Raw genomic sequence first — 22,900 nt, 5'->3', positions numbered from 1 at the left:
GCTGCAGGTCAGATGTCGTTCTGCCGGATGTTGGCAACCATCTTGGCGAGAACGCGCGCGCAGATCTCGATCTCGTCGGGGTCGATGCCCGCGGTCAGTCGATCATAGTTGCGCTCCATGATCGGCCAGACCTTTCGCAGCAAGGCTTCGCCGTCCGGAGTGAGGCCCACGACCCGTCGGCGCTGGTCTTCCTCGGCAATCTCCCGCTTCACCAGGCCTGACGTCACCATGGATTCGACCATACGGCTTGCGGTCGACTGCTCGGTCACGGCGAGAACGGCGACCTCGTTGACGGTGAGGGTCTTGTAGATGAACAGCACCGACAAGGTTCGGAATACAACGTTGTTGATGCCGTGCTCGCTGAGATCACGGTTCTGATCGAGGTTCCAGCGATTGGCGAGACGGTTGAGGAGATAGGGAATGTAGCTCTGCAGCTGGTCTCGCGTCCGGGGTGGTCCCGATTTCCAGCGATTCCTGGAGTCCTTGGCCATTAGGTCCTGCGATTCTGATTTTTCTGCTCGGAGCGGACTTTGGAGGAGATCGACCGCATGATCGAAAGCGCGGCCTCCAGTTCGTGAGCCGGGACATTCTCCAGGCGCTGTCGGAGATGCTCATTGTGCACGCCGGCCGCCTTCCTGAACACCGCTTCGCCCTTGGGCGTCAAGCGAACAATGAACGAACGCCGGTCCTCGCTCGACATCTCCCTGCTGATGAGTTCGTCGGCCGCGAGACGTTGCACCAGCCCCGACACATTGCCGCCCGACACTTTCAGGTTCTGCGACAACCGCCCGAGCGTCAGACCGTCAGGATAGCGGGCGAGCTGAGCGAGCGCATCGAACTTCGCCAGCGACAAGCCCTGTTCCGCGATCATCGCCGCATTCAGGGCGGCAAACAGCTCGCCGTGGAGAGACAGAAGTTGCAGCCAGAACCGGGTCTCGGTCTGGCCGGGGGCGGGCGTGGTGGCCTTCTCGCGTGCTGCAGGCATGGCGTCCCATTGAGTAGGGTCTGTGAACGGCAAGACGCGCGGCCGGCGCGATCAGGCGAAAGACTTGATGGTCTGGATCACACCATCGAGCTCGGTACCCGCGCTGTCCTTCAGCGCGGCTTCGCGCAGCCGCCGTGCCCAGTCGGCGGCATCCTCGCGCCGCTCGATCAGCTTGATCGCTGCGAGCGTGCGGTCGAACTTCGAAAGACCTCTTCCGTGCGTATCGGAATATCCCTTCACCAGACGGCGGCATTGCAGGATCTCGACGCCCAGCTGGTAATTGCTCTGGATGGCCGCGGTGGCTGCCGCGAGCCATTCGTCCCGGTGCGCCGTCTCGACAGCGTGACGCAGGGTGGCGCGGCGCAGGCCGCGAAGTCCGCCGACGGCATAGAGGGCAAGAAACCAGGGGAGGGAATAGGTCCGGACCCGGCGCCCTTTGCTGATTCGGCGGTCGAGCCAGCCGACGAGACGAGGCTGGCCGCCGAGCCAGCGGCCGAGGCGCGCCGGCAGCATGCCGATCACCTCCTCCATGCGGGGATGCATGAATTCGGTCGTCTGCAGCACGGAATCCTGCGACAATTCGAGTTCATTCGCGATCCGTGCGCGGCGTCCCGCCCGTGTCTTCAGATCGGCGACCCGGATGACGTCATCATAGGCCATGGCGTTGGCGAGGTATTTCGCCGCGGCCTCGGTGAAGGCGAACGCCTTGTCGCCGCCACCGCATTGGCGGTCGGCCGCCAGCAGCCTGTCGAGCAGATCGAGATATTCGCTGCCGTAAGCGAGATCCTGGAAGTCGATGACCTTCTTCAGTCCGGCCAGCGCAATGGCCTGCACCGGGGCCGGGAATTGCTGCTTGAGGCGCGTGACAAGGGCGGCGAGATCCGGCTCCATCGGAGCGGGAGCCGGGCGGGTGGCCTCCGCCGGTTTTGGTGCCGCGGCCGCGAAGGACCCCGTCTGAACCTGGGCGAGGGCGGCATCGAAGGTCCGCAGGCTGGCATTCGCGCCCTTGCCGCCGGCGCGGATCACCGTGCGAAAGCTCTCCACATTGAATGGCAGAACGCCGGCCGCCGCGAGTGCGCCGAACATCGCCGCCGAAATGACGCTGCCATGGGCGATCGCCAGCGCATTCATGTCGAAGACGATCTCGGTCTTGGCCGCGACGCCGATCGCGCCCGTCACCGCGCCCTGGTCGGCGATGCCATTCCCCGGCGCGATCTTCTCGGCGATCGCGAATGAGCGGTGATCCGACGCGATCAGCGTGGTCCGGTCCGGGGTCACCAGGCCGCGCAGGATCGAGCGGCCGGCCTCCATGAATTCAGCCGCCATGACCACGTCGACGTCGCCGGGGGTCGGCGTGAGCGCGAGCACAGGCTTGCGGCCATCGAGCGGCGGCATCGCTTCGATGTAATAGATGGTCGCGCCGGTGCGTTGGGCGACGCCGGGAACCGATGTCGATTGCGCGACCCAGCCCTCGTCCTCGGCGAGCTGAACGATCCAGTCGGTGAGCACGCCGCCGCCCTGCCCACCCATCGCGACGATGGCAATCGAGATCGGCCGTTCGGTGGCATCGCCAGCCGCGGGAAGCGCCAGGCGGGTGGATTCGTCTCTCATGCCAGCGCCTCGAGCACGGGGCGCTTGCGGTCTCGCCGCTGCTGCAGCCAGCCGATCACGGCCATGCTCAGCTTGGATTTGAATCTGTCCCAGCGCGACGGATTATGGATGACATCGGCGCGGTAAAAGGACGGGCAGAGCACGGCCGCCTCCGCGACCTCGCCGCAATTGCCGCAGCCGACGCAGGAATTGTCGATGGCGGCGACGGGATCATCCCGCAGCGGATCGTCGAGCTGCTTCACGGACAGCGACGGACAGCCGGAGAGCCGGATACAGGCATGATCGCCGGTGCAGACGTCTTCATCGACGCCGAACCGCTCCTTCACGGTGCGCACACCGTCCTTGATGGCCTTGTTGATCTGCGGCCGCACGCGACGCTGCTTGTTCAGCATGCATTCGGAGGACGCCACGATGACCTTCGGGCCTTCCGCCAGCGTGGTCAGCGCCTCCTTGAGGGTGTCGCGCATCCGGCCGACGTCATAGGTGCGGTCGATCTGCCGGACCCATTGGCCGCCAATGCCCTTGACAGCTTGCACGATCGAATTGTTGGTCTTGCGCCGCGTATTGATCGCGCGCGACGACAGGATGTCCTGGCCGCCGGTGGCTGACGTGTAGTAGTTGTCGACGATGACGAACACGCCGTCATGCTTGTTGAACACGGCATTGCCGATGCCGCTGGTCAGTCCATTGTGCCAGAAGCCGCCATCGCCCATCACCGCGATCGCGCGCTTGTCGGCCTTCACGTTGAAGGCCGAGGTCGAGGCCGGGCCAAGGCCGAAGCCCATGGTCGTCGCGCCGATGTTGAAGGGCGGAAGAATCGAAAACAGATGGCAGCCGATATCGGCCGAGACATGGTGCTGGCCGAGCTCCTCCTCGACGAGCTTCATGGCAGCGAAGATCGGCCGCTCCGGACAGCCGGTGCAAAGGCCGGGGGGACGGGCCGGCACGACCTGTTTCAGCCTCTCCACGGCTGGATGGTTGAGCACGGGCGTGGCATCGGGAGCGGGCGGCCGATTGCCGAGCAGCCTTGGCTCGCACCTCTCCAGAAAGTCGCGGACGCCGCCAAGCAGGACCTGCGCAGTATAGTCGCCCCCCATGGGCAAGACGTCCTTGCCGTGAATGCGCGCCTGAATGTCTTTGCGCCGGAGCACGGTGTTGATGGCTTGTTCGAGATATTCCGGCTGACCTTCCTCGACGATCAGCACGGCCTCCTTGTCCAGGCAGAACTCCGCGACCTCGCTGTCGATCACGGGATAGGTGACGTTCATGACGTAGAGCGGAACCTGGGTGTTGCCGTAAGCGTCGGAGAGGCCGAGATATTGCAGCGCGCGAATGACGTTGTTGTACATCCCGCCCTGCATAATGATGCCGACCTTGCCCTGCTTCGGCCCGAACTGTTCGTTCAACCTGTTCTCGTGAACGAACCGGATCGCCGCCGGCATCCGGGTCTTGATTTTCTCCTGCTCCTGCTCGTAGGCCGCTGGCGGCAGCACGATGCGGTTGACGTCGCGCTTGGGATTGTTCAGGGCGTCTCTGATGGTGTGGCGCGGCTTGATATTGTCCTTGCAGACGAAGCTTCCATGCATGTGGCAGGCGCGAACACGAACCTCGAGCATGACAGGCGTGTTCGAATATTCCGAGAGCTCGAAGCCCTTCTCGATCAGATTGACGATGCATTCATGATCGGGGCGTGGGTCGAGCAGCCACATCTGCGACTTCATCGCGAAGGCATGCGTGCGCTCCTGCATGATCGAGGAGCCTTCGCCGTAATCCTCGCCGACGATGATCATCGTGCCGCCGGTGACGCCGCCTGACGCGAGGTTGGCAAGCGCATCGGAGGCGACATTGGTCCCCACGGTCGATTTCCACGCCACCGCGCCGCGCAGAGGATACATCACCGACGCCGACAGCATCGCCGCTGCAGCCGCTTCGTTCGCTGAGCTCTGGAAGACGACGCCAAGCTCATCGAGCACGTCCTTGGCGTCGGCGAGCACGTCCATCAGATGCGAGATCGGCGATCCCTGGTAGCCGCCGACATAGGCTACTCCCGACTGCAGGAGCGCTTTGGTGATTGCGAGGATGCCTTCGCCGCGAAAGGTGTCGCCGTGCCCAAGCCGGAGATCCTCGATCTCGCGCGCAAAAGAACGTTCCGCCATTGCACCCTCCAGAAATATGCGATATCATAATTTTATATGTGAAATAAGTCAACGCGGTTAAGCGTTGCCGATCCTTCCGGAGCATCGCTCCGGGACGTTACCACAGGCCGGTGACAGCGGTCCGGATGCTGAAACACTCTTGTTTCAGGGCTGCCGCGGTCCAGGCCTCATCCCGCCTGTCTCGACGCAAGCGCGACCGCTGCCAAGGCCGCATTGGTGACGAGGCCGCCGCCAGCAGATGCCGTGACGCACACGCCGTCACGCACACATGGAGGGAAGAATGCGCGAGAACGTCATCGGTCGGGCCAATGTCGAGGATACGCCCGAGCTGCAGGCCTACTACAAGGATCTGGAGAAATACGAGGCGGGTGCGCTCTGGACGGTCGCCAACAAGATCGAGCCGTGGCAGCCGCAATCGGCGTCCGTTCCCGTGCTCTGGCGTTACCAGGATCTGCGCGAGCATGTGCTCCGGTCGGTGGAACTGGTCTCCCCGGAGAAGGCGGGACGCCGCGTGATCTATCTCAACAATCCGGGCCGCCGTGACGTGTCGGCCGCGGTCGGCTGGCTGTATTCCGGCCTGCAGGTGATGCATCCCGGGGAAGTCGCGTCCGCGCATGCGCACTCCGCCTCAGCCTTGCGCTTCATCATGGAGGGGACGGGCGCCTACACCATTGTCGACGGTCACAAGATGACGCTCGGGGCGCGCGACTTCGTGCTCACCCCGAACGGGACCTGGCACGAGCATGGGGTCGAGGCCGGCGGCTCCGTCTGCATATGGCAGGACGGTCTCGACATTCCGCTGGTCAACGCGCTGGAGGCCAACTTCTTCGCGGTGCATCCAAAGATCCAGCAGGAGGAGTCCGGCTATCCCGTGGACGACATGACCAAGACCTGGGGCAATCCTGGTCTTCGTCCGGCGGATACGCGTTGGTCGAAGGGCTATTCGCCGATGTTCAAATATGAATGGGAGCCGACTTACGACTCCTTGCAGAAGTATGCCGCCGCGACCGACGGGTCGCCCTATGACGGAATTCTGATGAACTACGTCAATCCGATCTCCGGCGGGCACGTGATGCAGACGATCGGCGCCAGCATGCAACTGCTCCGGCCCGGTGAAAAGACCAAGTCGCATCGGCACACCGGCAGCTTCATCTACCAGGTCGCCAAGGGGCGGGGGTATTCGATCGTCGCCGGCAAACGGCTGGATTGGCAGGAGCGCGATATCTTCTGTATCCCGTCCTGGGCCTGGCACGAGCATGGCAATGCGTCGGACAGTGACGATGCCTGCCTGTTCAGCTTCAACGACCTCCCGGTCATCGAGGGGCTTGGGTTCTATCGGGAAGAGGCCTACGGCGACAATTCAGGCCATCAGCCCGCAGCGGCCTGAGCCTTTAACAGTTCCACCAGAAAAGCCGGATCGTCACGTCATGCGCCTTGTTACTTACACCTTGGGCTCCAGCGGCGCCCGCCTGGGTGCCCTCGTCAATGGATTGATCGTCGATGTCGAGCGCCTGGGTGCCTCGCGCCATCTCTCCTGGCCGAACGACATGCTGTCGTTCATCGACAATAGCGTCACGCTTCTTCCCGCGCTCGGGCAATGCCTGGACAGCGCAAGCGGATCTCTGCCGAGCGGTTCTGCCGTTCCGGTCGAGGACGTGAAATTGCTGGCTCCCATTCCCCGTCCGCGAAAGAACATTTTCGGCATCGGCCTCAACTACCGCGCCCATGTTGCGGAATCCGCCAAGAGCCTGGACACGGACAAGGATCTGCCGAAGCATCCGGTGGTCTTCTCCAAGCCGCCGACGGCGGTGATCGGGCCGGGGGCGGCCATCCAGCACAATGCGAGGATGACGCAGCAGCTCGACTGGGAGGTGGAGCTCGCGGTGATCATCGGCAAGACCGCAACGCGCATTGCGGTCGCAAATGCGATGAAGCATGTCTTCGGCTATTCGGTGATGATCGACATCTCCGCGCGCGACAATCGTCGCGCCGGCCAGTGGATCTTCTCCAAGGGCATGGATACCTATGCGCCGTTCGGCCCGTGCATCGTGACGGCCGACGAGATACCCGATCCGCACGACCTGCGTCTCTGGCTCACCAAGAACGGACAAACGAAGCAGGAGTCGAATACCAAGTACATGATCTTCGACATTCCAACTCTGATCGCGGACATTTCTTCGGGCATGACGCTGGAGCCCGGCGACATCATCGCGACCGGAACGCCCGACGGCGTCGGCGCCGGAATGACACCGCAGGAATGGTTGTGGCCGGGCGACGTGGTCGAGGCCGGCATTGACGGTATCGGCGTCATCAGGCACCCGGTGGTGGCGATCTGATGAGCCGGTTCTCATTCGAGCGCGAGCTGAGATTCGGCGACTGCGATCCTTCAGGGATTGCCTACTTCCCGTCCTATCTCGACATGCTCAATGGAGTTGTCGAGGAGTTCTGGGCGAAGATCGGTTTCCCCTGGCAGGAGTTGATCACGGTCCGCAAGATCGGGACACCCACGGTGCATCTCGACTGCGATTTCTCGTTCCCGTCGCTGTTCGGCGACCGGCTGACCTTCGAGCTCCAAGTCAAGCGCGTCGGCCGGGCATCGCTTCAACTGGGCCACGTCATATCGGGATCGGATGGCACCCGATGGACCGCAAATCAGATCCTGGCTGCGACATCCTTGGTTGATCGCCGTGCCATTCCATGGCCGGACGATGTTCGTGCGGCGCTCGTGAAAGGCCTGGAGATCTCGGCCGACGGAGCGCGATCCATCGCATGATCTCTTTCTTCATGACCTTCGCTGACACGGCGGGCGAGCGGCGCATCAGTGCCGAGGATCTTGCGGCCGCCATCGAAGCGGTCGCGTCGCTCCCGGATATGAGGGAAGGGCTGCTGTTTACGCCACTCGAGCAGTCCGTCGACCATCCCTATCGCGCCGACGGTGCCGGGCCGGCATTTGCACTGCAATTGCGGTTTCCGGACCTGCCGACCTGTGAGGCTGCCCTGAACAGGGGCGGCATTCTCGCTGGCCTGGCAACGGGCAGGGGGCTGTCGAGCCTCGCTGGATTGGACGTCGCGCATCAGGTGATGGTGACGCGGCGTTTCCCTGTCGATGTTGGCACGCATTCGGACGGCACGGTGAGACCGTGCAGCTATCTCGTTCATTATCCGGGGCCAGCCGAGGACATGAACGCCTGGAATCGGCACTATATCGAGCATCATCCCGCGATCATGCGGACGTTTCCGGATGTCCGCCAGATCGAGATCTATACGCGGGTCGATTGGATCGACCGGCTGCCCTCACGACGCGTCGAGCACATGCAGCGCAACAAGCTGGTGTTCGACAGTCCGGAAGCGCTGTCGCGGGCGCTGAGCTCCGATGTGATCAAGCGGATGCGGGACGACTTTCTCCGCTTCCCGCCATTTGCGGGCGGCAACAAGCATTTTCCGATGCTGACCACGACGGTCCGTCCCGGCACGGCACATCCATAGCGTGGCGTAACGTTGCTGCCCGCTTGGACCAGTTGTCCGCGCGCGGCGGACAGCCCGTCACAGCATCGCGTCAATGGCCGCCGAGATAGGCTGTGATCAGCCGGGGATCGTGGATCAGGTCCTTGGCCGGGCCCGACTGGACGATTTCGCCGGTCTCGAGCACATAGCCGTAATCGGCCGTCTCGAGTGCGGCGCGGGCGTTCTGCTCGACCAGCAGGATGGACACGCCGAGATCGCGCAAGGACGCGATGGTGCGGAAGATTTCGCGCACGATCAGCGGAGCAAGGCCAAGGCTGGGCTCGTCCAGCATGAGCAGCTTCGGCTTGGCCATCAATGCGCGCCCCAGCGCCAGCATCTGGCGTTCTCCGCCGGAGAGTGTTCCGGCAGTCTGGCGTTGCCGCTCGCGAAGCCGCGGGAACCGATCATACACCTCGTCGAGCGCCTGGCGGACACAAGAGCGATCGCGCAGGCTGTAGGAGCCGAGCAGGAGATTGTCGGCGACCGTCATGTCGGAGAACAGCTCGCGCTTTTCCGGAACGAGACACAGCCGCCGCTCGACGCGGTTTTCGACCGACATCCTGCCGATCTCGCTGCCCTGAAAACTGATGCGGCCGCGCGACGCGAGCAGCCCGATTGCCGCCATCAGCAGCGTGGTCTTGCCGGCCCCGTTCGGGCCGATCACCGTGACAATCTGTCCTTCTTCGACCGATAGCGACACGTTGCGGACCGCTTCGACATGGTCGTAACAGACGGTCACATCCGTCATGGCGAACATCGGGCTCACGCGACGCCTCCGAGATAGGCCTCTTGAACCCGTTCGTCGTTCCGGATCGCAGCGGGGTCGCCTTCACAGAGCTTGGATCCGAAATCGAGCACCACGATCCGGTCGACCAGGGACATCACGAACTCCATGTCGTGCTCGACGATGAGGATGGTCAGGTGGTCATTCCGCAGCGACCTGAGCAACTCGGCCAGCCGCAGCTTCTCCTGGCGGCGGAGTCCTGCAGCCGGTTCGTCGAGCACCAGCAGCGCCGGGTCCGCCGCGAGGGCCCGCGCGATCTCCAGGATGCGTTGATTGCCGAGCGGCAGGTTGCCGGCGATGTCGAACGGCTTGTCGCCGAGCCCGACGCGCTCCAGCTGTCGCAGCGCTTCGAACTGCGCACTGGCTTCCTCGCGTCGGTTGAGCCGCAAGGCGCTCGCGAACAGGCCGGTGCGGGTCCGAGCATAGGTGCCGAGCATCACGTTTTCGAGCAGGCTCATCCGCGGCCTGAGCTTGACGTGCTGAAACGTTCTGGCGATGCCCGCCTTGGCGATGCGCGATTGCGCCTCACGGGTGATCGAGCGTCCGGCAAAGACGATGTCGCCCTTGTTGACGCGCAGCGCGCCCGTGAGGCAGTTGAACATGGTGCTCTTGCCGGCGCCGTTCGGCCCGATCACGGCCAGGATCTCCCCGGAGCGCACGTCGAAGCTCACATTGTTGACGGCGACAAGGCCGCCGAAACGCCGCTCGGCGCTGTCCACTTTGAGCAGCAGCTCTCCAGGCGCAGGCTGTGCACGGCGCGGCAGGGCAGGCGCGGGTTGCGGCCGGTCGCGACGCAGCTTCGGCAGATAGCGCCCGATGAATGGCACGATTCCCTGTCGGGCCCATTGCAGGAACAGGATGAACAGCGCGGAGAAGGCGACGATCTCAAGCTGGCCAGATGCCCCCTTGGCGATCAATGGCAGATAGTCCTGGACGCTGTTCTTGAGCAGCGTCACGATCGCGGCGCCGACGACACCACCGAGCAGGCTTCCTGCGCCGCCGACCATCGACATCATGAGGTATTCGATGCCCATGCCGGCATCGAACGGACCCGGGCTGATGAAACGGCTCATATGGGCGTAGAGCCAGCCCGACAGCGCCGCCAGAAACGCTGCAATGACGAAGATCAGCAGCTTGATCCGAAACGCGCTGATGCCCAGGCTCTCGACCAGCGTATTGCCGCCCCGCAGCGCGCGCATCGCGCGGCCGAGGCGCGAGTCCAGCAGATTGTATCCGATCCAGAGAACGGCTGCGACGATGCTCCAGATCAGGAAATAGACCTGCGCGCTGGAGACCAGGGCATAGGATCCGAAGCTGATCGGCGGAATCGATGCGATGCCGTTGAAGCGCCCGAGCCCTTCCACATTGCCGAACAGGAAGCCGATCGCGAGCCCCCATGCCACGGTGCTGAGCGAGAGGAAATGACCCTGCAGCCGCAGGGTGGCGAGCCCGAGAAGGGTCGCGATGCTGCAGGTCAGCGTCAAGGCCAGCAGGAGGCCGACCCAGGGGGATTGACCGTTGAGGGCCGACACCCAGGCGGTTGCATAGGCCGCGATCCCCACGAAAGCCGCCTGTCCGAACGAGACGATGCCGCCGACGCCGGTGAGAAGCGCGAGGCCGATTGCGACCAGCGAATAGACGCCGATATAGTTCATCAGCGTGATCGTGAACGGGGGCAGGAGGAAGGGCGCGACGGCAAGGCACAGCACCGCCACCAATGCTGCAAGCTGGACGTGAAGACGGGTCATTCCTCGATCTCCTCCTCGGAATGCAGGGAGGATAGGGACCGCCAGATCAGAATCGGGATCAGGAGCGAGAACACGATGACATCTTTCAGCGCGCTGCTCTCGAAGGATGCGAAGCTTTCGAGAATGCCGACGCCCACGGCGCCGATCGCAGCGCCAGGATAGCTGGTCAGGCCGCCCACGATCGCGCCGACGAAAGCCTTGAGGCCAATCAGGAAGCCGGAATCGTAGAACACGGTGTTCACCGGCGCGATCAGGATGCCCGACACGCCGGCCATCAGCGATCCGAGAAGGTAGGCGATGGTACCGGCGCGTGCGGGCCGGATTCCCATCAGGCGCGAGCCGGTCCGGTTCACGGCGGTGGCGCGAAGCGATTTGCCGACCAATGTGAAGTCGAAGAACAGATAAAGCAGGCCGCTGAAGACGAGCGCGGCGATCACGATCAGCATGGTCTGACCGGAGATGAGAATGCCCGCGATCTCAGTGGACAGCGAGGTCAGCGGTTCGGTGCGCACGCCCTCAGGTCCGAAAAACAGCAGGCCAAGACCAACCAGCGCGAAATGCAATGCGACCGAGACCGTCAGCAACAGCAGCACCGTCCCGTCGGCGATCGGACGAAACACGATCCGGTCGAGAAGGGGAGAGATCGGGGTGATCAGCATCAGCGCGAGCACGAGCCGGACCGCCAGCGGCGGATCCATGCGCGTCACGATCCAGGCTGCGCCGACGATCGCGCATGGCAAAGCGAGATAAAGCAGCAGCGCGCGCGGTACCAGCCGCGGCTCGTTCGTGCGCAGCAGCGAAATGATTTCTACGATGGTTGCGAGGCAGGCCAGCACCAGAACGAGCGTTCCGGTGCCGGGAAACCGCTTCGCATCGAGAGCAGCCAGCGTCAGCGCGGTGAACGCGGCAATATCGCCGAACGGAATGAAGATCACGCGGGTGACCGTGAAGATCAGCACGGTTCCGATCGCCACCAGCGCATAGACCGCGCCGGTGGCGATGCCGTCGATCGCAAGAATGGCGGCGATATCGCTCGTCATGACCGCGCGCTTCCCCGTTCCGAGTGGTGGCCAGACTTTGAATTATGGCGCATACTTCCACGCGCCATCGGTCAGGCGAACGATGACGAGAGATCGTTCGTCCACGCCCGTGACCGCTCCCGGCTTGAAATTGTAGATGGCGTGGACGCCGGGCAGTTCCCGGGTGCTGAGAATTGCGTCGCGCAGGGCGCCGCGGAATGCGCCGGTGCCGGGCTTTGTGGTTTTGAGCGCCTGTTCGGCGGCGTTGGCGAAGATGAGCCAGGCGTCGAACGAATAGGCGGAGAAGCCGTCCGTCGTCGGAATATTATGGGTCTTCTGGTAGACCGCGCGGAAATCCAGCGCGAGCTTCTTGGCGAAATGATCGTCCGGGAGCTGCTCGGCCACGATCACCGGGCCGGCCGACACCTGGATCCCCTCGGCGGCCTTGCCGCCGACATGGACAAAATCCGGATTGACCAGGGCGACCGTGCCATACGTCTTGCCCTTGAAGCCTCGCTCGGCCAAGCTGAGGAGAGGCAGCGCACCCTGCGTGCCCGAGCCGCCGTCGAGGACGGCATCCGGCCGGGCCGCGAGCACCTTCAGCGTTTGCGCCGTCACCGACGTGTCCGTCCGAGCATAACGCTCGTTGGTCTGCACCTTGATGTCGTCGGTGGCTTCGGCCGCCTTCGCTCCGTTGTAGACGAGATCGCCCCAGGCGTCGGAGAAGCCGATATAGCCGATGTTCTTCATGCCGTCGCGCTTCATGCGGTCTGCAACGATCTTGACCAGCAAGGAGGCGGGTTGCGGGACCGAGACGACCCATTGCTCCGGCGACTCTGGCAGCTTGCCGATCGGCGATACTGCGATCATCGGCACCTTCAATTCGCTGGCGACGGCGGCCATCGCGATGGTCGAGGGAGCCGTGGCCGTGCCAATCAGGAGGTCGACCTTCTCTTCCTCCACGAGCTTGCGCGCATTGCGGGTTGCGGCGGACGGGTCGGATCCATCGTCCAGCTGGATCAGGCGAATGGTCTCACCATTGATGACCTTCTTGTATTCATACGCCGCCGCGATACCGCGGCCATACGGAATGCCGATCGAGGCGCCGGGGCCGCTCAGCGATGTCACGAAACCAATGGTGATGTCGGCCTGAGCAGCTGTTGCCGCAAAGACGCTGGCGACAAGCGCGAGTATGCTCACAGTCCTTCGCATTTGCGTTCTCCTCCTGGGTTGACCGGTTGGGAAAGCTTGCTCCCCATCGGGAGCTGACACAATGATAGGAGACAATGCTGCAGCGCCGCAGGCCGGGCGCGCCGATGAAGGGCTGCTTGGCGGGCGTCAGCGGTCATGGCATCGGCCGCTGTCGAAGCCGCGTTGCCATGCGAGAGACTCAGGAGATTGTTCGGGCATCGTCTGAAGAGCGCTGCAGCCGCGACGCGAGAGCGACGATGCTGCCGGCTGCTCTGTGGCTGTCCAGGCGATCGAGAGTCTCAAAATCGGTGCCCTGCAACATCGGTGTCTGGGTCCAGCGGCTGCGCCGATGGATTAGTTAAAGCCTAAAGTATTTTCTGCGAAGCCGTCAACACGCGCCGGCGTTTCGTAAGAAAAAAATGTGATTGCATACATTTTCGTCAGGTTGCGCCGATTGCCGCGCCATGGGTTGCCGAGCAATGTGCAGCCTGACCGGTCGTCGTCCAGCGGCCCGCGTATCCCCGCTGAGCGCATTGACGCACCAATTAGTTTATGATTGAAATTTCTGCGGCGGCAGTCGAGGATGGATCTTCCGACGTCCGGGGAGAAGGGCGATGCGCATCTTCTGGCAGAGCTTCGTTGATGCGAGCGTGAATGCGCCCTACATGGCGCGGCTGTCGGAGTACCTCAACACGATCGCGGCGCCCGGTACGAGCGTTCACGTCGAGGGGATCTCGCCGCCTGATCGCGAGTTCGGTCGCCTCGCGGAATTGCGCTGCGCGGTTCAGGCCATCGATAACGGCATCGCGGCCGAACAGCGCGGGTTCGATGCTTTCGTCATGGGACACTTTCAGGATCCCGGGCTTTATGAGCTTCGCTCCGCGCTCGACATCCCGGTGATCGGGACAGGGGAGGCGACCCTGCTTGCCGCCTCGCAGCTCGGCAGGCGGCTTGGCCTGGTGACGCTCGATCCCGTCTTCGAGGTCTGGCATTATGAGCAGGCCGAGCGTTACGGTCTCGGTGGTCGCATCGTCCACGTCGTCGGACTTGGTTGCAAGCCAGAGGATTTCGCAGCCGCGTTTGCCGGCGACCAGGAGGCGCAGGCGCGGATGATCGGTGACTTCGTGGCGTGTGCGCGTCCGCTGCTAGAGCGCGGCGCTGATGTGGTGATTCCCGCCGGCGTGCTGCCGGGGTTGTTGATCGGGCGTGAGCGCGGTTTGAAGATCGATCACGCGCCGGTGGTCAATTGTGCGGCGGTTGCCTTGAAGAATGCCGAGATGTGGGTGCAGCTCAGGCGACTCAACGGGACCGAGCCGAGTCGCGGCCCCAGCTTCAGCCGGGCTAGTGCGCTCGCTCGCGAGGATTTTCGCGCGCTGCTCGTTCGCAACAAGCAATCGTACCGGGAGCCGAGTCCGGTGGTGGAGACCAAGAATGGTGCAGCCTGAGAAGATCCTCTACGAGGCCGAGGTCACGGCGACGGGCGGTCGCGACGGGAAGGCGGCGAGCGCGGACGGCTTGCTGTCGGTGTCGCTGTCCTTGCCGAAAGCGTTGGGCGGGCCCGGTGGCGAGGGAACCAATCCGGAGCAGCTCTTTGCTGCCGGCTATGCGGCGTGTTTTCTCGGCGCGGTCAAACTCGTGGCCCGTACCAGGAAGATTATGCCGTCCGCCGAGCCGTCGGTCACGGCGAAGGTGGGGATGGGCCCGATCCCCGTTGGCTATGCGCTTGCGGTCGAGCTCAAGGTCAGCCTGCCGGGCGTCGAGCGGTCTCTGGCCGAGGAGATCGTTGCTGGCGCGCATGAGCGCTGCCCCTATTCGAACGCGACGCGTGGCAATATCGACGTGAAGCTGACGGTGGTCTGAAGCGCGAATCCGGGCGGATGACAGTGGAGAAGTCGCAGCGCGCATCCTACGACGGGGTCGTGGTGGCCGTTCCGGTCACGATCCCTTACGTGCGCTATTCGATCGAAAGCGCGCAATGGTGGATCGGCCGCGCCTTGAGCGCGCTCGTTGCGCAAGCCGGGATCAAGAGTTCCGATATCGACGGCTTGTGCGTCTCCAGCTTCACGATGGGGAATGACAGCGGCGTCGGTCTGACGCAACATTTCGGTCTATGCGTGCGGTGGCTTGATACGATCCCGCTCGGCGGCGCCAGCGCGATCGCCGCGGTGAGGAAGGCGGCGCGGGCGGTCCAGGCACGTGACGCCGATATCGTGGCTTGCGTGGCCGGTGATACCAATCATGTCGATTCATTCCGGCAGACGCTCGAGAATTTCTCCCGTTTCAATCAGGACGCCGTTTATCCCTACGGAGCAGGCGGAGCGAATGCGAGCTTTGCGTTGATTGCGCGCAATTACATGCGCACCTACGGTGTGACGCGCGAGGATGTCGGCAGGATCGCCGTCGCGCAGCGCGCCAACGCGCTCCGGAATCCGGACGCCCTGATGAAGACGCCGCTTTCGATCGAGCAATATCTCGCCGCCCGCCCGATTTCGGATCCGATTCACCTGTTCGATTGCGTCATGCCGTGCGCCGGAGCCGAGGCGTTCCTCGTGATGCGGGACGACACGGCGGCATCGCTCGGATTGCCGGCCGCACGCGTGCTTTCGACGATCGAGCGGCACAACGCATTTGCGGATGATCCCATGCAGCTGCGAGGCGGCTGGGCCAAAGATATCGGAGAACTCTACGCCATGGCCGGGGTCACGCCCGACGATCTCGATGTCGTTCAGACCTATGACGACTACCCGGTCATCACCATGATGCAGTTCGAGGATCTCGGCTTTTGCAGGAAGGGAGAAGGGGCGGCCTTCGTGCGCGAGCACGATCTCACCATCGATGGCGACTTCCCGCACAATACGTCGGGCGGCCAGCTCTCGGTCGGGCAAGCCGGTGCGGCCGGCGCCTATCTCGGATTCGTCGAAGGACTTCGGCAGGTGCTGGGAACGGCAGGGCCCACTCAGGTGAAAGCGGCGCGGCTCGCTCTGGCGTCTGGCTTCGGAATGATCAACTATGATCGCGGTCTCGCCTCGGGGGCCGTGATCCTGGCGGGACCTGCGCGATGATCAACCCGATCGATCCTCCCCGGCGCAAGAACCCGTTGCTGCGGACGCGGCTGCCGGCGTCGCCGCCGCGGGCGCGCAGCCGAAAGTCGCATGGCTTCACGCGAGCGGCCGCCGAAGGCCGCTTCATGCTGCAACGATGCGCCGCCTGCAACACCTTTGCCTATCCGGCGCGCGACGCCTGTCCGTCGTGCCTGTCGGCGGATCTGCCTTTCGTCGATGCGCCCCGGTGCGGCATCTTGCTGGCGGAGACGACGGCGCGCGTTCCGAGCGACGTCTATTTTCGTGAGCGGGCGCCCTGGCGGATCGGTCTGGTCAAGATGGACTGCGGACCGACGATCGTCGCGCATCTGCACGCCGATTGTTGCGAAGGGGCGCCCGTTCGCATGTCGTTTCAGCTCGACAAGAGCGGTCAGGCCGTCGCCTTCGCCCGGCCCGAGGAGGAGACTCCCAACATGGACGATGACCGGCAGTGGCGGGAAATGACGGCTGATCCCAAATTCCGGCGCGTGCTCGTCACCAACGGTCGCACTGCCATCGGACTGGAGACGGTCAATGCGCTCAAGGCCGCCGGCGCGAAGACGGTGTTTGTCGGCGTTGCCGAGCCGTGGCGTCCGTTTGCTGGCGAGCCACTCCTCCGCAAGCTGGATGGGATCGAGATCGTCGCGCTGGACGCCTCCGATGAGAAGTCGGTGGCCGATCTCGCCGCTGATATCGGCGGTAAGGTCGACATCCTCATCAACACGACCGAATATATCAGGCCCGGTGGCGTGCTCGACCGCAAGGGCACCGCGATTGCCCGCGAGGAGGTCGACCAAGCCTATCTCGGCTTCATGAATTTGGCGCAGGGGTTCGGGCCGGCGATGCGGATGCGGGGCGCGGATGGCGTCAACAGCAGCGCTGCCTGGGTCAACGTCCTGTCGGTCTATGCCTTGGCCAACTGGCCTGCTTTCGGCGCCTATTCGGCCTCACAAGCCGCCTGCCTTTCGCTCTCTCATTGCCTGCGCGCGGAGTTGCGGCCCGGTGGCGTCAAGCTGACGAACCTGTTCACCGGACCTGTCGATACCGAGTGGTTCCAGATGGTGCCGCCACCGAAGGTCGCTCCCCGCGCCATTGCCCAGGTGATCGTGTCTGCGCTCAAGAGCGGACTCGAGGACGTCTATGTCGGAGACGTTGCAGAAGAAATCCGCCAGCGACTTGCCGCCAATCCGAAGGCGCTCGAGCGCGAGCTCGACCGATGATCTCGCAATCTGAACCAAGCCGGGAACCATGACCATGCACAGCTCGAACCTTCTGGAGCTAGCAGGCGCGATCTCTTCCGGCGCAGTCCGCGTCGTCGATTTGACATTCACGCTCAGTCCGGATTTTCCGGTCATCGTGCTGCCTCCGGAATTCAGCCCGGCGGCGCCGGTTCGGATCCAGGAGCTGTCGCGCTACGATGCCCGCGGCCCGGCCTGGTACTGGAACAACGTGTCGTTCTGCGAGCACACCGGAACTCATTTCGACGCGCCGATCCATTGGTTCACCGGCAAGGATCTGCCGAACAATGCGGTCGATACAATGCCTCCGAAGGACATGCTGGCTCCGGCCTGCGTCATCGACTGCTCGGTTCAAGCAAAGCAGGATCCTGATTTCCTCCTGACCATCCCCGTGGTCGAGGCCTGGGAAGCCCAGCATGGGCGGATTGCCGAGCGCAACTGGGTTCTGCTGCGGACGGACTGGTCGAAGAAGGGCTGGCGTGACTACGCAAATCTGCGCGATGACGGCGCACATACGCCGGGCCCGAACCCGGAAGTGATGAAGTGGCTGGTCGAGGAGCGCGGCATCATCGGCTTCGGCACCGAAACCATCGGCACGGACGCCGGCCAGGCTGGCCATTTCGATCCGCCATATCCAGCACATCATTTCCTGCATGGGGCCGGCCGCTATGGCCTGCAGTGTCTCTGCAATCTCGACCTGCTTCCTGCCAAGGGAGCCGTCATCATCGCGTCTCCGCTGAAGATTCAGAACGGATCAGGCAGTCCGTTGCGCGTGATCGCGCTAGTGTCGTCGAGCTGAAGCCGGCTGCGAATACTTGATGTGATCACAATATTGCAAACCGCCGGAACAGGTGCCGCATGCTAATCAAGAGCTGGTTGACTTCTTTTGCCTTGCTGCTCGGCCTTTCACAGGTCGCGCAGGCGGACATCCTTGTCGGCTTCGTCACCGGCCTCAGCGGGCCGGTGTCATCGATCGGGATACCGAACGCCAAGGGGATCGCGGCCGGCCAGGCCTATGTCGGAGAGATCGGTGGTGAGAAGGTCCGCGTCATTCAGCTCGACGATGGCTCCGACCCGACGTCCTCGACGCGCAATACCCGCAAGCTTGCCGAGCAGGAAAAGGTCGACATCCTGATCGGGACCTCAGGAGCTCCGCAGACGCTGGCGATGGCGACGGCCGCGATCGAGATGAAGGTGCCCATGATCGCGGTGTCGCCGATCGCGCCGGTGCCGCCCGGCGATGGCGGGCCGTGGGTCGTTCAGACGCCGCAGCCGACGCCATTGCTGGTGCAAGGCATCGTTGATCATATGAAGTCGCGCGGGCTGAAGAGCGTCGCTTTCATCGGTTTCTCCGACGCGTTCGGCGACCTCATGTACGATTCATTGTCCGTCAGCGCGAAGGCGGCCGATATCAAGGTCGTGGCCAATGAGCGCTACGCGCGCTCGGATTCGTCCGTCACAGCGCAGTTGTTGCGCGCGCTCGCCGCACGGCCGGATGCCATCATGCTGGGCGGGACGGGGACCCCTGGTGCGTTGCCGGTGATTGGCTTGTCCGAGCGCGGCTACAAGGGGCCGCTCTACGGCAATCACGGACTGATCAGCGCTGATTTTCTGCGGCTGGCGGGCAAGGCGGCGAACGGCATCATCTGTCCGACCGGACCGGTCACCGCTGCCGAGCAGCTTGCGGCAGACAATCCCATTCGAGAGGTCGCCTTGGCCTTCCGCGCGGCCTTCGCGAAGGCCAATGGCGAAGCGCCGACTGATTCATTCTCATCCTATTCGTTCGACGGCTGGCTGGTGTTCGCCGACGCGGCGAAGCGTGCGTTGGCGACGGGGGCCAAGCCCGGATCTCCGGAATTCCGCTCCGCGCTCCGTCAGGCGCTGTTCACCACCAAGGATGTCGTCGGGACCCAGGGCGTCTACACCTTCACGCCGGCCGATCGGCATGGTGTCGATGAGCGCGCGCGCATCATGGTTCAAATCGAAGACGGTCACTACAAATTGCTGCCATGATGGTCGGCGCTTGAGCGGAGTGGTAGGTGCGGACAGACGCATGTGATCCCGTCGAGGACAGCGGCGCCTTGCCGAGCTGGGCGCGCGCGGTCGCGCGATTCTCGTCGTCCGAAAGGGTGCTTCCGGCGATTCTGCAACGGCAGGCGGAACATCATGGCGAACGGGTATTATTCGTGTCCGGGGAGGTAAGCTGGACCTATGCGGACACGGTCGAGATTGCCGCCGCATCCGCACAGACGCTGATCGAGGCCGGACTCAAGCCGGGCGATCGCGTCGCTTTGATGTGCTCGAACCGGCCGGAGTTTCTTCGGGTCTATCTCGGCTGCGCCTGGCTTGGCGCGATCGTCGTGCCGATCAATACGGCGCTGCGAGGTCTTCAACTGCATCACGTGTTTCGCAACTCGCGCCCCACGCTCTTGGTCGTCGAAGCTCCGTATCTCGCGGCGATCGAGACGATCGAGCCTGATGTTCAACTGCCGCCGTCGATCTGGACGATCGGATCTGCCGTGGAGACCGGGCTGTCAGCGATCCCGCTGCCGCCGCTCGGCGCCGGTGCATGCGCCGGCGCGGTACGCCCGGCCGACACGGTCGCCATCCTCTACACCTCCGGCACGACCGGGCCTTCGAAGGGAGTTTGCTGCCCGCAGGCCCAAATGTTCTGGTGGGGCATCTATTCGGCGCGGGCGCTCGGCATCCGCGAGGGCGACGTGCTGTTCACGACGCTGCCGCTCTTTCACACCAACGCGTTGAACGCGTTTTATCAGGCGATGCTGAACGGATGTACCTACGTCCTGGAGCCGAAATTCTCCGCCTCAGGTTATTGGGCGGCGGCGCGACGACACCAGGCAACCGTGGGCTATCTGCTCGGCGCCATGGCCTCGATGCTGCTGGCGCAGCCGAAGCGGGAGGAGGAGGCCACGCACGGCCTGCGCGTCGCGCTTGGCGGCGGTGTGCCGGCGCAGGTGCATCAATCCTTCCTCGAGCGGTTCGGCGTTCCCTTGCTCGACGGGTACGGGTCTACGGAAACGAACTTCGTATTTGCGGGAACGATTCCAGCCGATCGTCCGGGGACGATGGGCTATCTTGCGGATGGGATCGAAGCCCGGATCGTCGATGAGGACGATACGGAACTGCCTGACGGCGAGGCTGGCGAACTCGTTCTGCGCGCCAATGAGCCATTCGCTTTTGCCAGCGGATATTACGGCATGGCCGAGAAGACCGTCGAAGCATGGCGGAACCTGTGGTTTCATTCCGGCGACCGCGTTGTCCGTGAGCCGAGCGGACATTTTCGCTTCATCGATCGGATGAAGGACTCGATCCGCCGGCGCGGGGAGAACGTATCGTCCTGGGAAGTCGAGCAGGCGATTCAGGTACATCCTGCCGTGGCGGCCTGCGCCGTCTATCCGTTGCCATCGGAGCTGGGGGAGGATGAGGTCGCCGTCGCCGTTCTGCTCGAGCCCGGGCAGACCTTGGAGCCTGTCGACGTCGTCAGGCATTGCGAGGTGATGATCGCCTATTTCGCGGTGCCGCGCTATGTGCGCATTGTTGCGCAGATGCCGCTGACGGAGAACGGCAAAATCAAGAAGGGCGTGTTGCGCGAGGCCGGTGTGACCGCCGATACGTGGGATCGCGACGCGGCGGGGATTCGGGTTCGGCGCCCGTGATTGTCTTGCCTGCTGCTGCTCGATAGTCGTCCTGCATTTTTCGCAAACGAGCTCAGCCGAGCCAACTGATCGCGTGGCGACCTATCGTTTTCGTGTCGTTTGCTTGACGGCTCCCTTCAAATCATCAAGCTCCAAGGTCAGCCCATCGAGCCGTTCTGGCGGAAATTGCGCCAGCAGCTCGGCGAGCCACGCACCGTGCCGCTTTGCCATGCGCCTGAATGCTTTGCGGCCCTCGACCGTCATGCAGATGATCTGGACGCGCCGGTCCAGGTTCGAAGGCGTCCGGGTGATGTAGCCATCCTCGACCAGACGGTCGACGATCGGGGTGAGATTGCCGGCAGAGACCATCAAGCGCTTGGGCAACTCGCCCAGGACGAGTCCGCTGGGTTCGCGATCGAGCTGAGCCAGCACGTCGAAGCGCGGCATGGTGAAATCGAATTCCTCGCGAAACCGACGCCTCAACTCTCCCTCGATCAGCGTCGTGCAGGCGAGAAGCCGCAGCCATAGCCGTGTCTGTGCCCTGTGCTCAGCCTCCTGATCGGTGCCGGTCCTGGACGAAACGGGCGTGGCCTCCTTGAGCGCCAAATCGACTTTCCTCTCGGCCCGTTTCACGTCGTGACAGCCCCCGCTCGTGTCCATCTGAATTACTTCGTACCAAAAGTAAATTCAAGGCTCAGCCAATTGGGGGCAGCGCGGAAGCAATGGCGTTGACCTGTGCGGCTGATTTCGAAAGACCAGAAGTTGGGGCAGCCTCTCGCGCATATGCCAGCATCGGGATCGAGCACGAGCTTGGCATCCGGTGCCAGCTGCGACAGCACGTAGCAGCGGTATGTCGGCGGCATGACGTCGGGAGCGCGCTCGCCACCGCCATTGACTGGCGCAGCAGCGCCCATTCAGGACATGTCGTCTGCCGTCTCGTGAGGCTCGCCCTCGATCAAGCGTAGGCTTCGACGCAGGCTCTGTGGTGGCTGGCCGAAAAAGCGCAGAAAGGCGCGGCGCATCCGGTCGCGATCGGCGAAACCGGTGTCGCGTGCCACGACGTCAAGGGAATGCCGTCCTTCTTCCAGCATCGCCTTGGCAGCTTCGAGCCTGAGACGCTCGACCGCCTTGGCCGGTGACTGTCCCGTCTCTTCGCGGAAGATGCGGCTGAACTGGCGCGGGCTCAGGCTTGCGGCCTCAGCCAGCTCCTCGACATTCAAGGCGTTGCGCAGATTTTCCTTCGCGTAAGTGAGTGCGCGCCGCACGCGGTCGGAGCGCGGCTCCAGGTCCAGCAGCGCCGAAAATTGCGACTGGCCGCCCGGCCGGCGGTGATAGACCACGAGGCGCCGCGCGACGGTGCGCGACAAGTCGGCGCCGTGATCCTCCTCGATCAGCGCAAGCGCCAGGTCGATCGCCGCGGTCATGCCGGCCGACGTCCAGACATTGCCATCGGAGACAAAGATGCGATCGTCATCGACCCTGACGGCGGGATAGCGCTGCTGAAGGTCGCTGGCATGTGCCCAATGCGTCGTCGCGCTGCGGCCATCGAGCAGCCCGGCTTCGGCGAGCAGGAAGGCTCCGGTGCAGACGCCTGCGACGCGGCGGCACTTCTGGCCAGCCTCGGCGATATAGGCGCGCAACCCCGGGCTCGAGGGCCGCGGCCGCAATTCACCCACCACCATCAGCGTGTCGGGAAAGTCTCCCAACGGTTCAGTGTCGATCCGCACGCCCAAGGTCGACCGGATCGGGCCGCCCTTCTCGGACATGACACTGACGCGATAGATCTTCTCGCCGCTCTGGATGTTGGCGAATTCGAACGCACTCGAGGCGGCCATCGCCATGATCTGAAAGCCATCTTCCATGATGAAGCCGATGTGACGCATGATGATACCGCCGCCGTGTCCTGATTTGCCGGTTATATGACATTT

General features: G+C 63.6%; 21 protein-coding genes. 11 read left to right on the top strand and 10 right to left on the bottom strand.

Annotation, left to right across the window (positions count from 1 at the left end; all coding sequences use genetic code 11):
* Positions 1-8: 8 nt before the first annotated feature.
* From ACVIJ6_RS34030 to ACVIJ6_RS34015, 4 genes are read right to left on the bottom strand one after another with little or no spacing between them, the layout of a single operon-like run.
* A complete protein-coding gene (locus tag ACVIJ6_RS34030) occupies positions 9-491 on the bottom strand; it encodes a MarR family winged helix-turn-helix transcriptional regulator (protein ID WP_456776304.1) in 483 nt (160 codons plus the stop codon).
* Entirely contained in the window at positions 491-985 is a 495-nt protein-coding gene (locus ACVIJ6_RS34025; RefSeq protein ID WP_456776303.1) for a MarR family winged helix-turn-helix transcriptional regulator, read from the bottom strand. Before ACVIJ6_RS34025 ends, ACVIJ6_RS34030 begins: the two co-directional genes overlap by 1 nt.
* Before the next feature lie 51 nt (positions 986-1,036).
* Positions 1,037-2,596, bottom strand: a complete 1,560-nt coding sequence (locus ACVIJ6_RS34020) for an indolepyruvate oxidoreductase subunit beta family protein (protein WP_456776302.1) — start codon at positions 2,594-2,596, stop codon at positions 1,037-1,039.
* On the bottom strand, positions 2,593-4,752 hold the full coding sequence (locus ACVIJ6_RS34015) for a thiamine pyrophosphate-dependent enzyme (RefSeq protein WP_456776301.1): 2,160 nt from the start codon (positions 4,750-4,752) through the stop codon (positions 2,593-2,595). The genes ACVIJ6_RS34020 and ACVIJ6_RS34015 overlap by 4 nt, the downstream gene beginning before the upstream one ends.
* 280 nt (positions 4,753-5,032) lie before the next feature.
* Here ACVIJ6_RS34015 and ACVIJ6_RS34010 point away from each other — a divergent pair, with 280 nt between their 5' ends.
* Genes ACVIJ6_RS34010 through ACVIJ6_RS33995 form a run of 4 tightly spaced genes read left to right on the top strand, consistent with a single transcriptional unit; the run spans position 5,033 to position 8,238 of the window.
* The gene (locus tag ACVIJ6_RS34010; protein ID WP_456776300.1) at positions 5,033-6,139 is read left to right on the top strand and encodes a cupin domain-containing protein; all 1,107 of its coding nucleotides are present in this window, start codon (positions 5,033-5,035) and stop codon (positions 6,137-6,139) included.
* A gap of 40 nt (positions 6,140-6,179) precedes the next feature.
* Positions 6,180-7,088 (top strand): fumarylacetoacetate hydrolase family protein, encoded by a 909-nt coding sequence (locus ACVIJ6_RS34005; RefSeq protein WP_456776299.1) that lies wholly within the window; start codon positions 6,180-6,182, stop codon positions 7,086-7,088.
* Positions 7,088-7,525, top strand: a complete 438-nt coding sequence (locus tag ACVIJ6_RS34000) for an acyl-CoA thioesterase (protein WP_456776298.1) — start codon at positions 7,088-7,090, stop codon at positions 7,523-7,525. The genes ACVIJ6_RS34005 and ACVIJ6_RS34000 overlap by 1 nt, the downstream gene beginning before the upstream one ends.
* Positions 7,522-8,238 (top strand): hypothetical protein, encoded by a 717-nt coding sequence (locus ACVIJ6_RS33995; protein WP_456776297.1) that lies wholly within the window; start codon positions 7,522-7,524, stop codon positions 8,236-8,238. Before ACVIJ6_RS34000 ends, ACVIJ6_RS33995 begins: the two co-directional genes overlap by 4 nt.
* A 70-nt stretch (positions 8,239-8,308) precedes the next feature.
* Here the strand turns inward: ACVIJ6_RS33995 and ACVIJ6_RS33990 are convergent, their stop codons facing one another.
* The 4 genes from ACVIJ6_RS33990 to ACVIJ6_RS33975 are packed head-to-tail and all read right to left on the bottom strand — an operon-like array spanning position 8,309 to position 13,019.
* On the bottom strand, positions 8,309-9,022 hold the full coding sequence (locus ACVIJ6_RS33990) for an ABC transporter ATP-binding protein (RefSeq protein WP_456776296.1): 714 nt from the start codon (positions 9,020-9,022) through the stop codon (positions 8,309-8,311).
* A complete protein-coding gene (locus ACVIJ6_RS33985) occupies positions 9,019-10,788 on the bottom strand; it encodes a branched-chain amino acid ABC transporter ATP-binding protein/permease (RefSeq protein ID WP_456776295.1) in 1,770 nt (589 codons plus the stop codon). The genes ACVIJ6_RS33990 and ACVIJ6_RS33985 overlap by 4 nt, the downstream gene beginning before the upstream one ends.
* The gene (locus ACVIJ6_RS33980; protein WP_456776294.1) at positions 10,785-11,828 is read right to left on the bottom strand and encodes a branched-chain amino acid ABC transporter permease; all 1,044 of its coding nucleotides are present in this window, start codon (positions 11,826-11,828) and stop codon (positions 10,785-10,787) included. Before ACVIJ6_RS33980 ends, ACVIJ6_RS33985 begins: the two co-directional genes overlap by 4 nt.
* A gap of 42 nt (positions 11,829-11,870) precedes the next feature.
* Positions 11,871-13,019, bottom strand: a complete 1,149-nt coding sequence (locus tag ACVIJ6_RS33975) for an ABC transporter substrate-binding protein (protein ID WP_456776293.1) — start codon at positions 13,017-13,019, stop codon at positions 11,871-11,873.
* Positions 13,020-13,612: 593 nt separating this feature from the next.
* Between ACVIJ6_RS33975 and ACVIJ6_RS33970 the strand changes: the two genes are divergently transcribed.
* The 7 genes from ACVIJ6_RS33970 to ACVIJ6_RS33940 are packed head-to-tail and all read left to right on the top strand — an operon-like array spanning position 13,613 to position 20,993.
* On the top strand, positions 13,613-14,443 hold the full coding sequence (locus ACVIJ6_RS33970; protein WP_456776292.1) for an aspartate/glutamate racemase family protein: 831 nt from the start codon (positions 13,613-13,615) through the stop codon (positions 14,441-14,443).
* Entirely contained in the window at positions 14,430-14,858 is a 429-nt protein-coding gene (locus tag ACVIJ6_RS33965; protein ID WP_456776291.1) for an organic hydroperoxide resistance protein, read from the top strand. Before ACVIJ6_RS33970 ends, ACVIJ6_RS33965 begins: the two co-directional genes overlap by 14 nt.
* A gap of 17 nt (positions 14,859-14,875) precedes the next feature.
* Positions 14,876-16,060: a thiolase family protein gene (locus ACVIJ6_RS33960; protein ID WP_456776290.1), complete on the top strand. Its 1,185-nt coding sequence runs from the start codon at positions 14,876-14,878 to the stop codon at positions 16,058-16,060.
* Positions 16,057-17,298, top strand: coding sequence for an SDR family NAD(P)-dependent oxidoreductase (locus tag ACVIJ6_RS33955; RefSeq protein WP_456776289.1), 1,242 nt, complete (start codon positions 16,057-16,059; stop codon positions 17,296-17,298). The genes ACVIJ6_RS33960 and ACVIJ6_RS33955 overlap by 4 nt, the downstream gene beginning before the upstream one ends.
* Positions 17,299-17,332: 34 nt before the next feature.
* Positions 17,333-18,115, top strand: coding sequence for a cyclase family protein (locus tag ACVIJ6_RS33950; protein ID WP_456776288.1), 783 nt, complete (start codon positions 17,333-17,335; stop codon positions 18,113-18,115).
* Positions 18,116-18,174: 59 nt separating this feature from the next.
* On the top strand, positions 18,175-19,329 hold the full coding sequence (locus tag ACVIJ6_RS33945) for an ABC transporter substrate-binding protein (protein ID WP_456776287.1): 1,155 nt from the start codon (positions 18,175-18,177) through the stop codon (positions 19,327-19,329).
* A 26-nt stretch (positions 19,330-19,355) separates the two neighbouring features.
* Positions 19,356-20,993, top strand: coding sequence for an ATP-dependent acyl-CoA ligase (locus tag ACVIJ6_RS33940; protein WP_456776286.1), 1,638 nt, complete (start codon positions 19,356-19,358; stop codon positions 20,991-20,993).
* 81 nt (positions 20,994-21,074) lie between these two features.
* Here the strand turns inward: ACVIJ6_RS33940 and ACVIJ6_RS33935 are convergent, their stop codons facing one another.
* Positions 21,075-21,632: a MarR family winged helix-turn-helix transcriptional regulator gene (locus tag ACVIJ6_RS33935; protein ID WP_456776285.1), complete on the bottom strand. Its 558-nt coding sequence runs from the start codon at positions 21,630-21,632 to the stop codon at positions 21,075-21,077.
* Positions 21,633-21,886: 254 nt separating this feature from the next.
* A complete protein-coding gene (locus ACVIJ6_RS33930) occupies positions 21,887-22,855 on the bottom strand; it encodes a GlxA family transcriptional regulator (RefSeq protein WP_456776284.1) in 969 nt (322 codons plus the stop codon).
* Positions 22,856-22,900: the final 45 nt, after the last annotated feature.

The organism is Bradyrhizobium sp. USDA 4369 (genome assembly GCF_054056435.1).
Note: the sequence above shows the minus strand (reverse complement) of the source record. Positions and strands in the feature narration are given on the sequence as shown.

Excerpts from the sequence above, each read along its gene's own strand:
- ACVIJ6_RS33965 (WP_456776291.1), top strand. The coding sequence starts at position 14,430 with ATGGTGCAGCCTGAGAAGATCCTCTACGAGGCCGAGGTCACGGCGACG.
- ACVIJ6_RS33985 (WP_456776295.1), bottom strand. The coding sequence starts at position 10,788 with ATGACCCGTCTTCACGTCCAGCTTGCAGCATTGGTGGCGGTGCTGTGC.
- ACVIJ6_RS34025 (WP_456776303.1), bottom strand. The coding sequence starts at position 985 with ATGCCTGCAGCACGCGAGAAGGCCACCACGCCCGCCCCCGGCCAGACC.
- ACVIJ6_RS33970 (WP_456776292.1), top strand. The coding sequence starts at position 13,613 with ATGCGCATCTTCTGGCAGAGCTTCGTTGATGCGAGCGTGAATGCGCCC.
- ACVIJ6_RS33950 (WP_456776288.1), top strand. The coding sequence starts at position 17,333 with ATGCACAGCTCGAACCTTCTGGAGCTAGCAGGCGCGATCTCTTCCGGC.
- ACVIJ6_RS33955 (WP_456776289.1), top strand. The coding sequence starts at position 16,057 with ATGATCAACCCGATCGATCCTCCCCGGCGCAAGAACCCGTTGCTGCGG.
- ACVIJ6_RS34000 (WP_456776298.1), top strand. The coding sequence starts at position 7,088 with ATGAGCCGGTTCTCATTCGAGCGCGAGCTGAGATTCGGCGACTGCGAT.
- ACVIJ6_RS34030 (WP_456776304.1), bottom strand. The coding sequence starts at position 491 with ATGGCCAAGGACTCCAGGAATCGCTGGAAATCGGGACCACCCCGGACG.
- ACVIJ6_RS33975 (WP_456776293.1), bottom strand. The coding sequence starts at position 13,019 with ATGCGAAGGACTGTGAGCATACTCGCGCTTGTCGCCAGCGTCTTTGCG.
- ACVIJ6_RS34015 (WP_456776301.1), bottom strand. The coding sequence starts at position 4,752 with ATGGCGGAACGTTCTTTTGCGCGCGAGATCGAGGATCTCCGGCTTGGG.
- ACVIJ6_RS34005 (WP_456776299.1), top strand. The coding sequence starts at position 6,180 with ATGCGCCTTGTTACTTACACCTTGGGCTCCAGCGGCGCCCGCCTGGGT.
- ACVIJ6_RS33945 (WP_456776287.1), top strand. The coding sequence starts at position 18,175 with ATGCTAATCAAGAGCTGGTTGACTTCTTTTGCCTTGCTGCTCGGCCTT.
- ACVIJ6_RS34020 (WP_456776302.1), bottom strand. The coding sequence starts at position 2,596 with ATGAGAGACGAATCCACCCGCCTGGCGCTTCCCGCGGCTGGCGATGCC.
- ACVIJ6_RS34010 (WP_456776300.1), top strand. The coding sequence starts at position 5,033 with ATGCGCGAGAACGTCATCGGTCGGGCCAATGTCGAGGATACGCCCGAG.
- ACVIJ6_RS33930 (WP_456776284.1), bottom strand. The coding sequence starts at position 22,855 with ATGCGTCACATCGGCTTCATCATGGAAGATGGCTTTCAGATCATGGCG.
- ACVIJ6_RS33995 (WP_456776297.1), top strand. The coding sequence starts at position 7,522 with ATGATCTCTTTCTTCATGACCTTCGCTGACACGGCGGGCGAGCGGCGC.
- ACVIJ6_RS33935 (WP_456776285.1), bottom strand. The coding sequence starts at position 21,632 with ATGGACACGAGCGGGGGCTGTCACGACGTGAAACGGGCCGAGAGGAAA.
- ACVIJ6_RS33980 (WP_456776294.1), bottom strand. The coding sequence starts at position 11,828 with ATGACGAGCGATATCGCCGCCATTCTTGCGATCGACGGCATCGCCACC.
- ACVIJ6_RS33960 (WP_456776290.1), top strand. The coding sequence starts at position 14,876 with ATGACAGTGGAGAAGTCGCAGCGCGCATCCTACGACGGGGTCGTGGTG.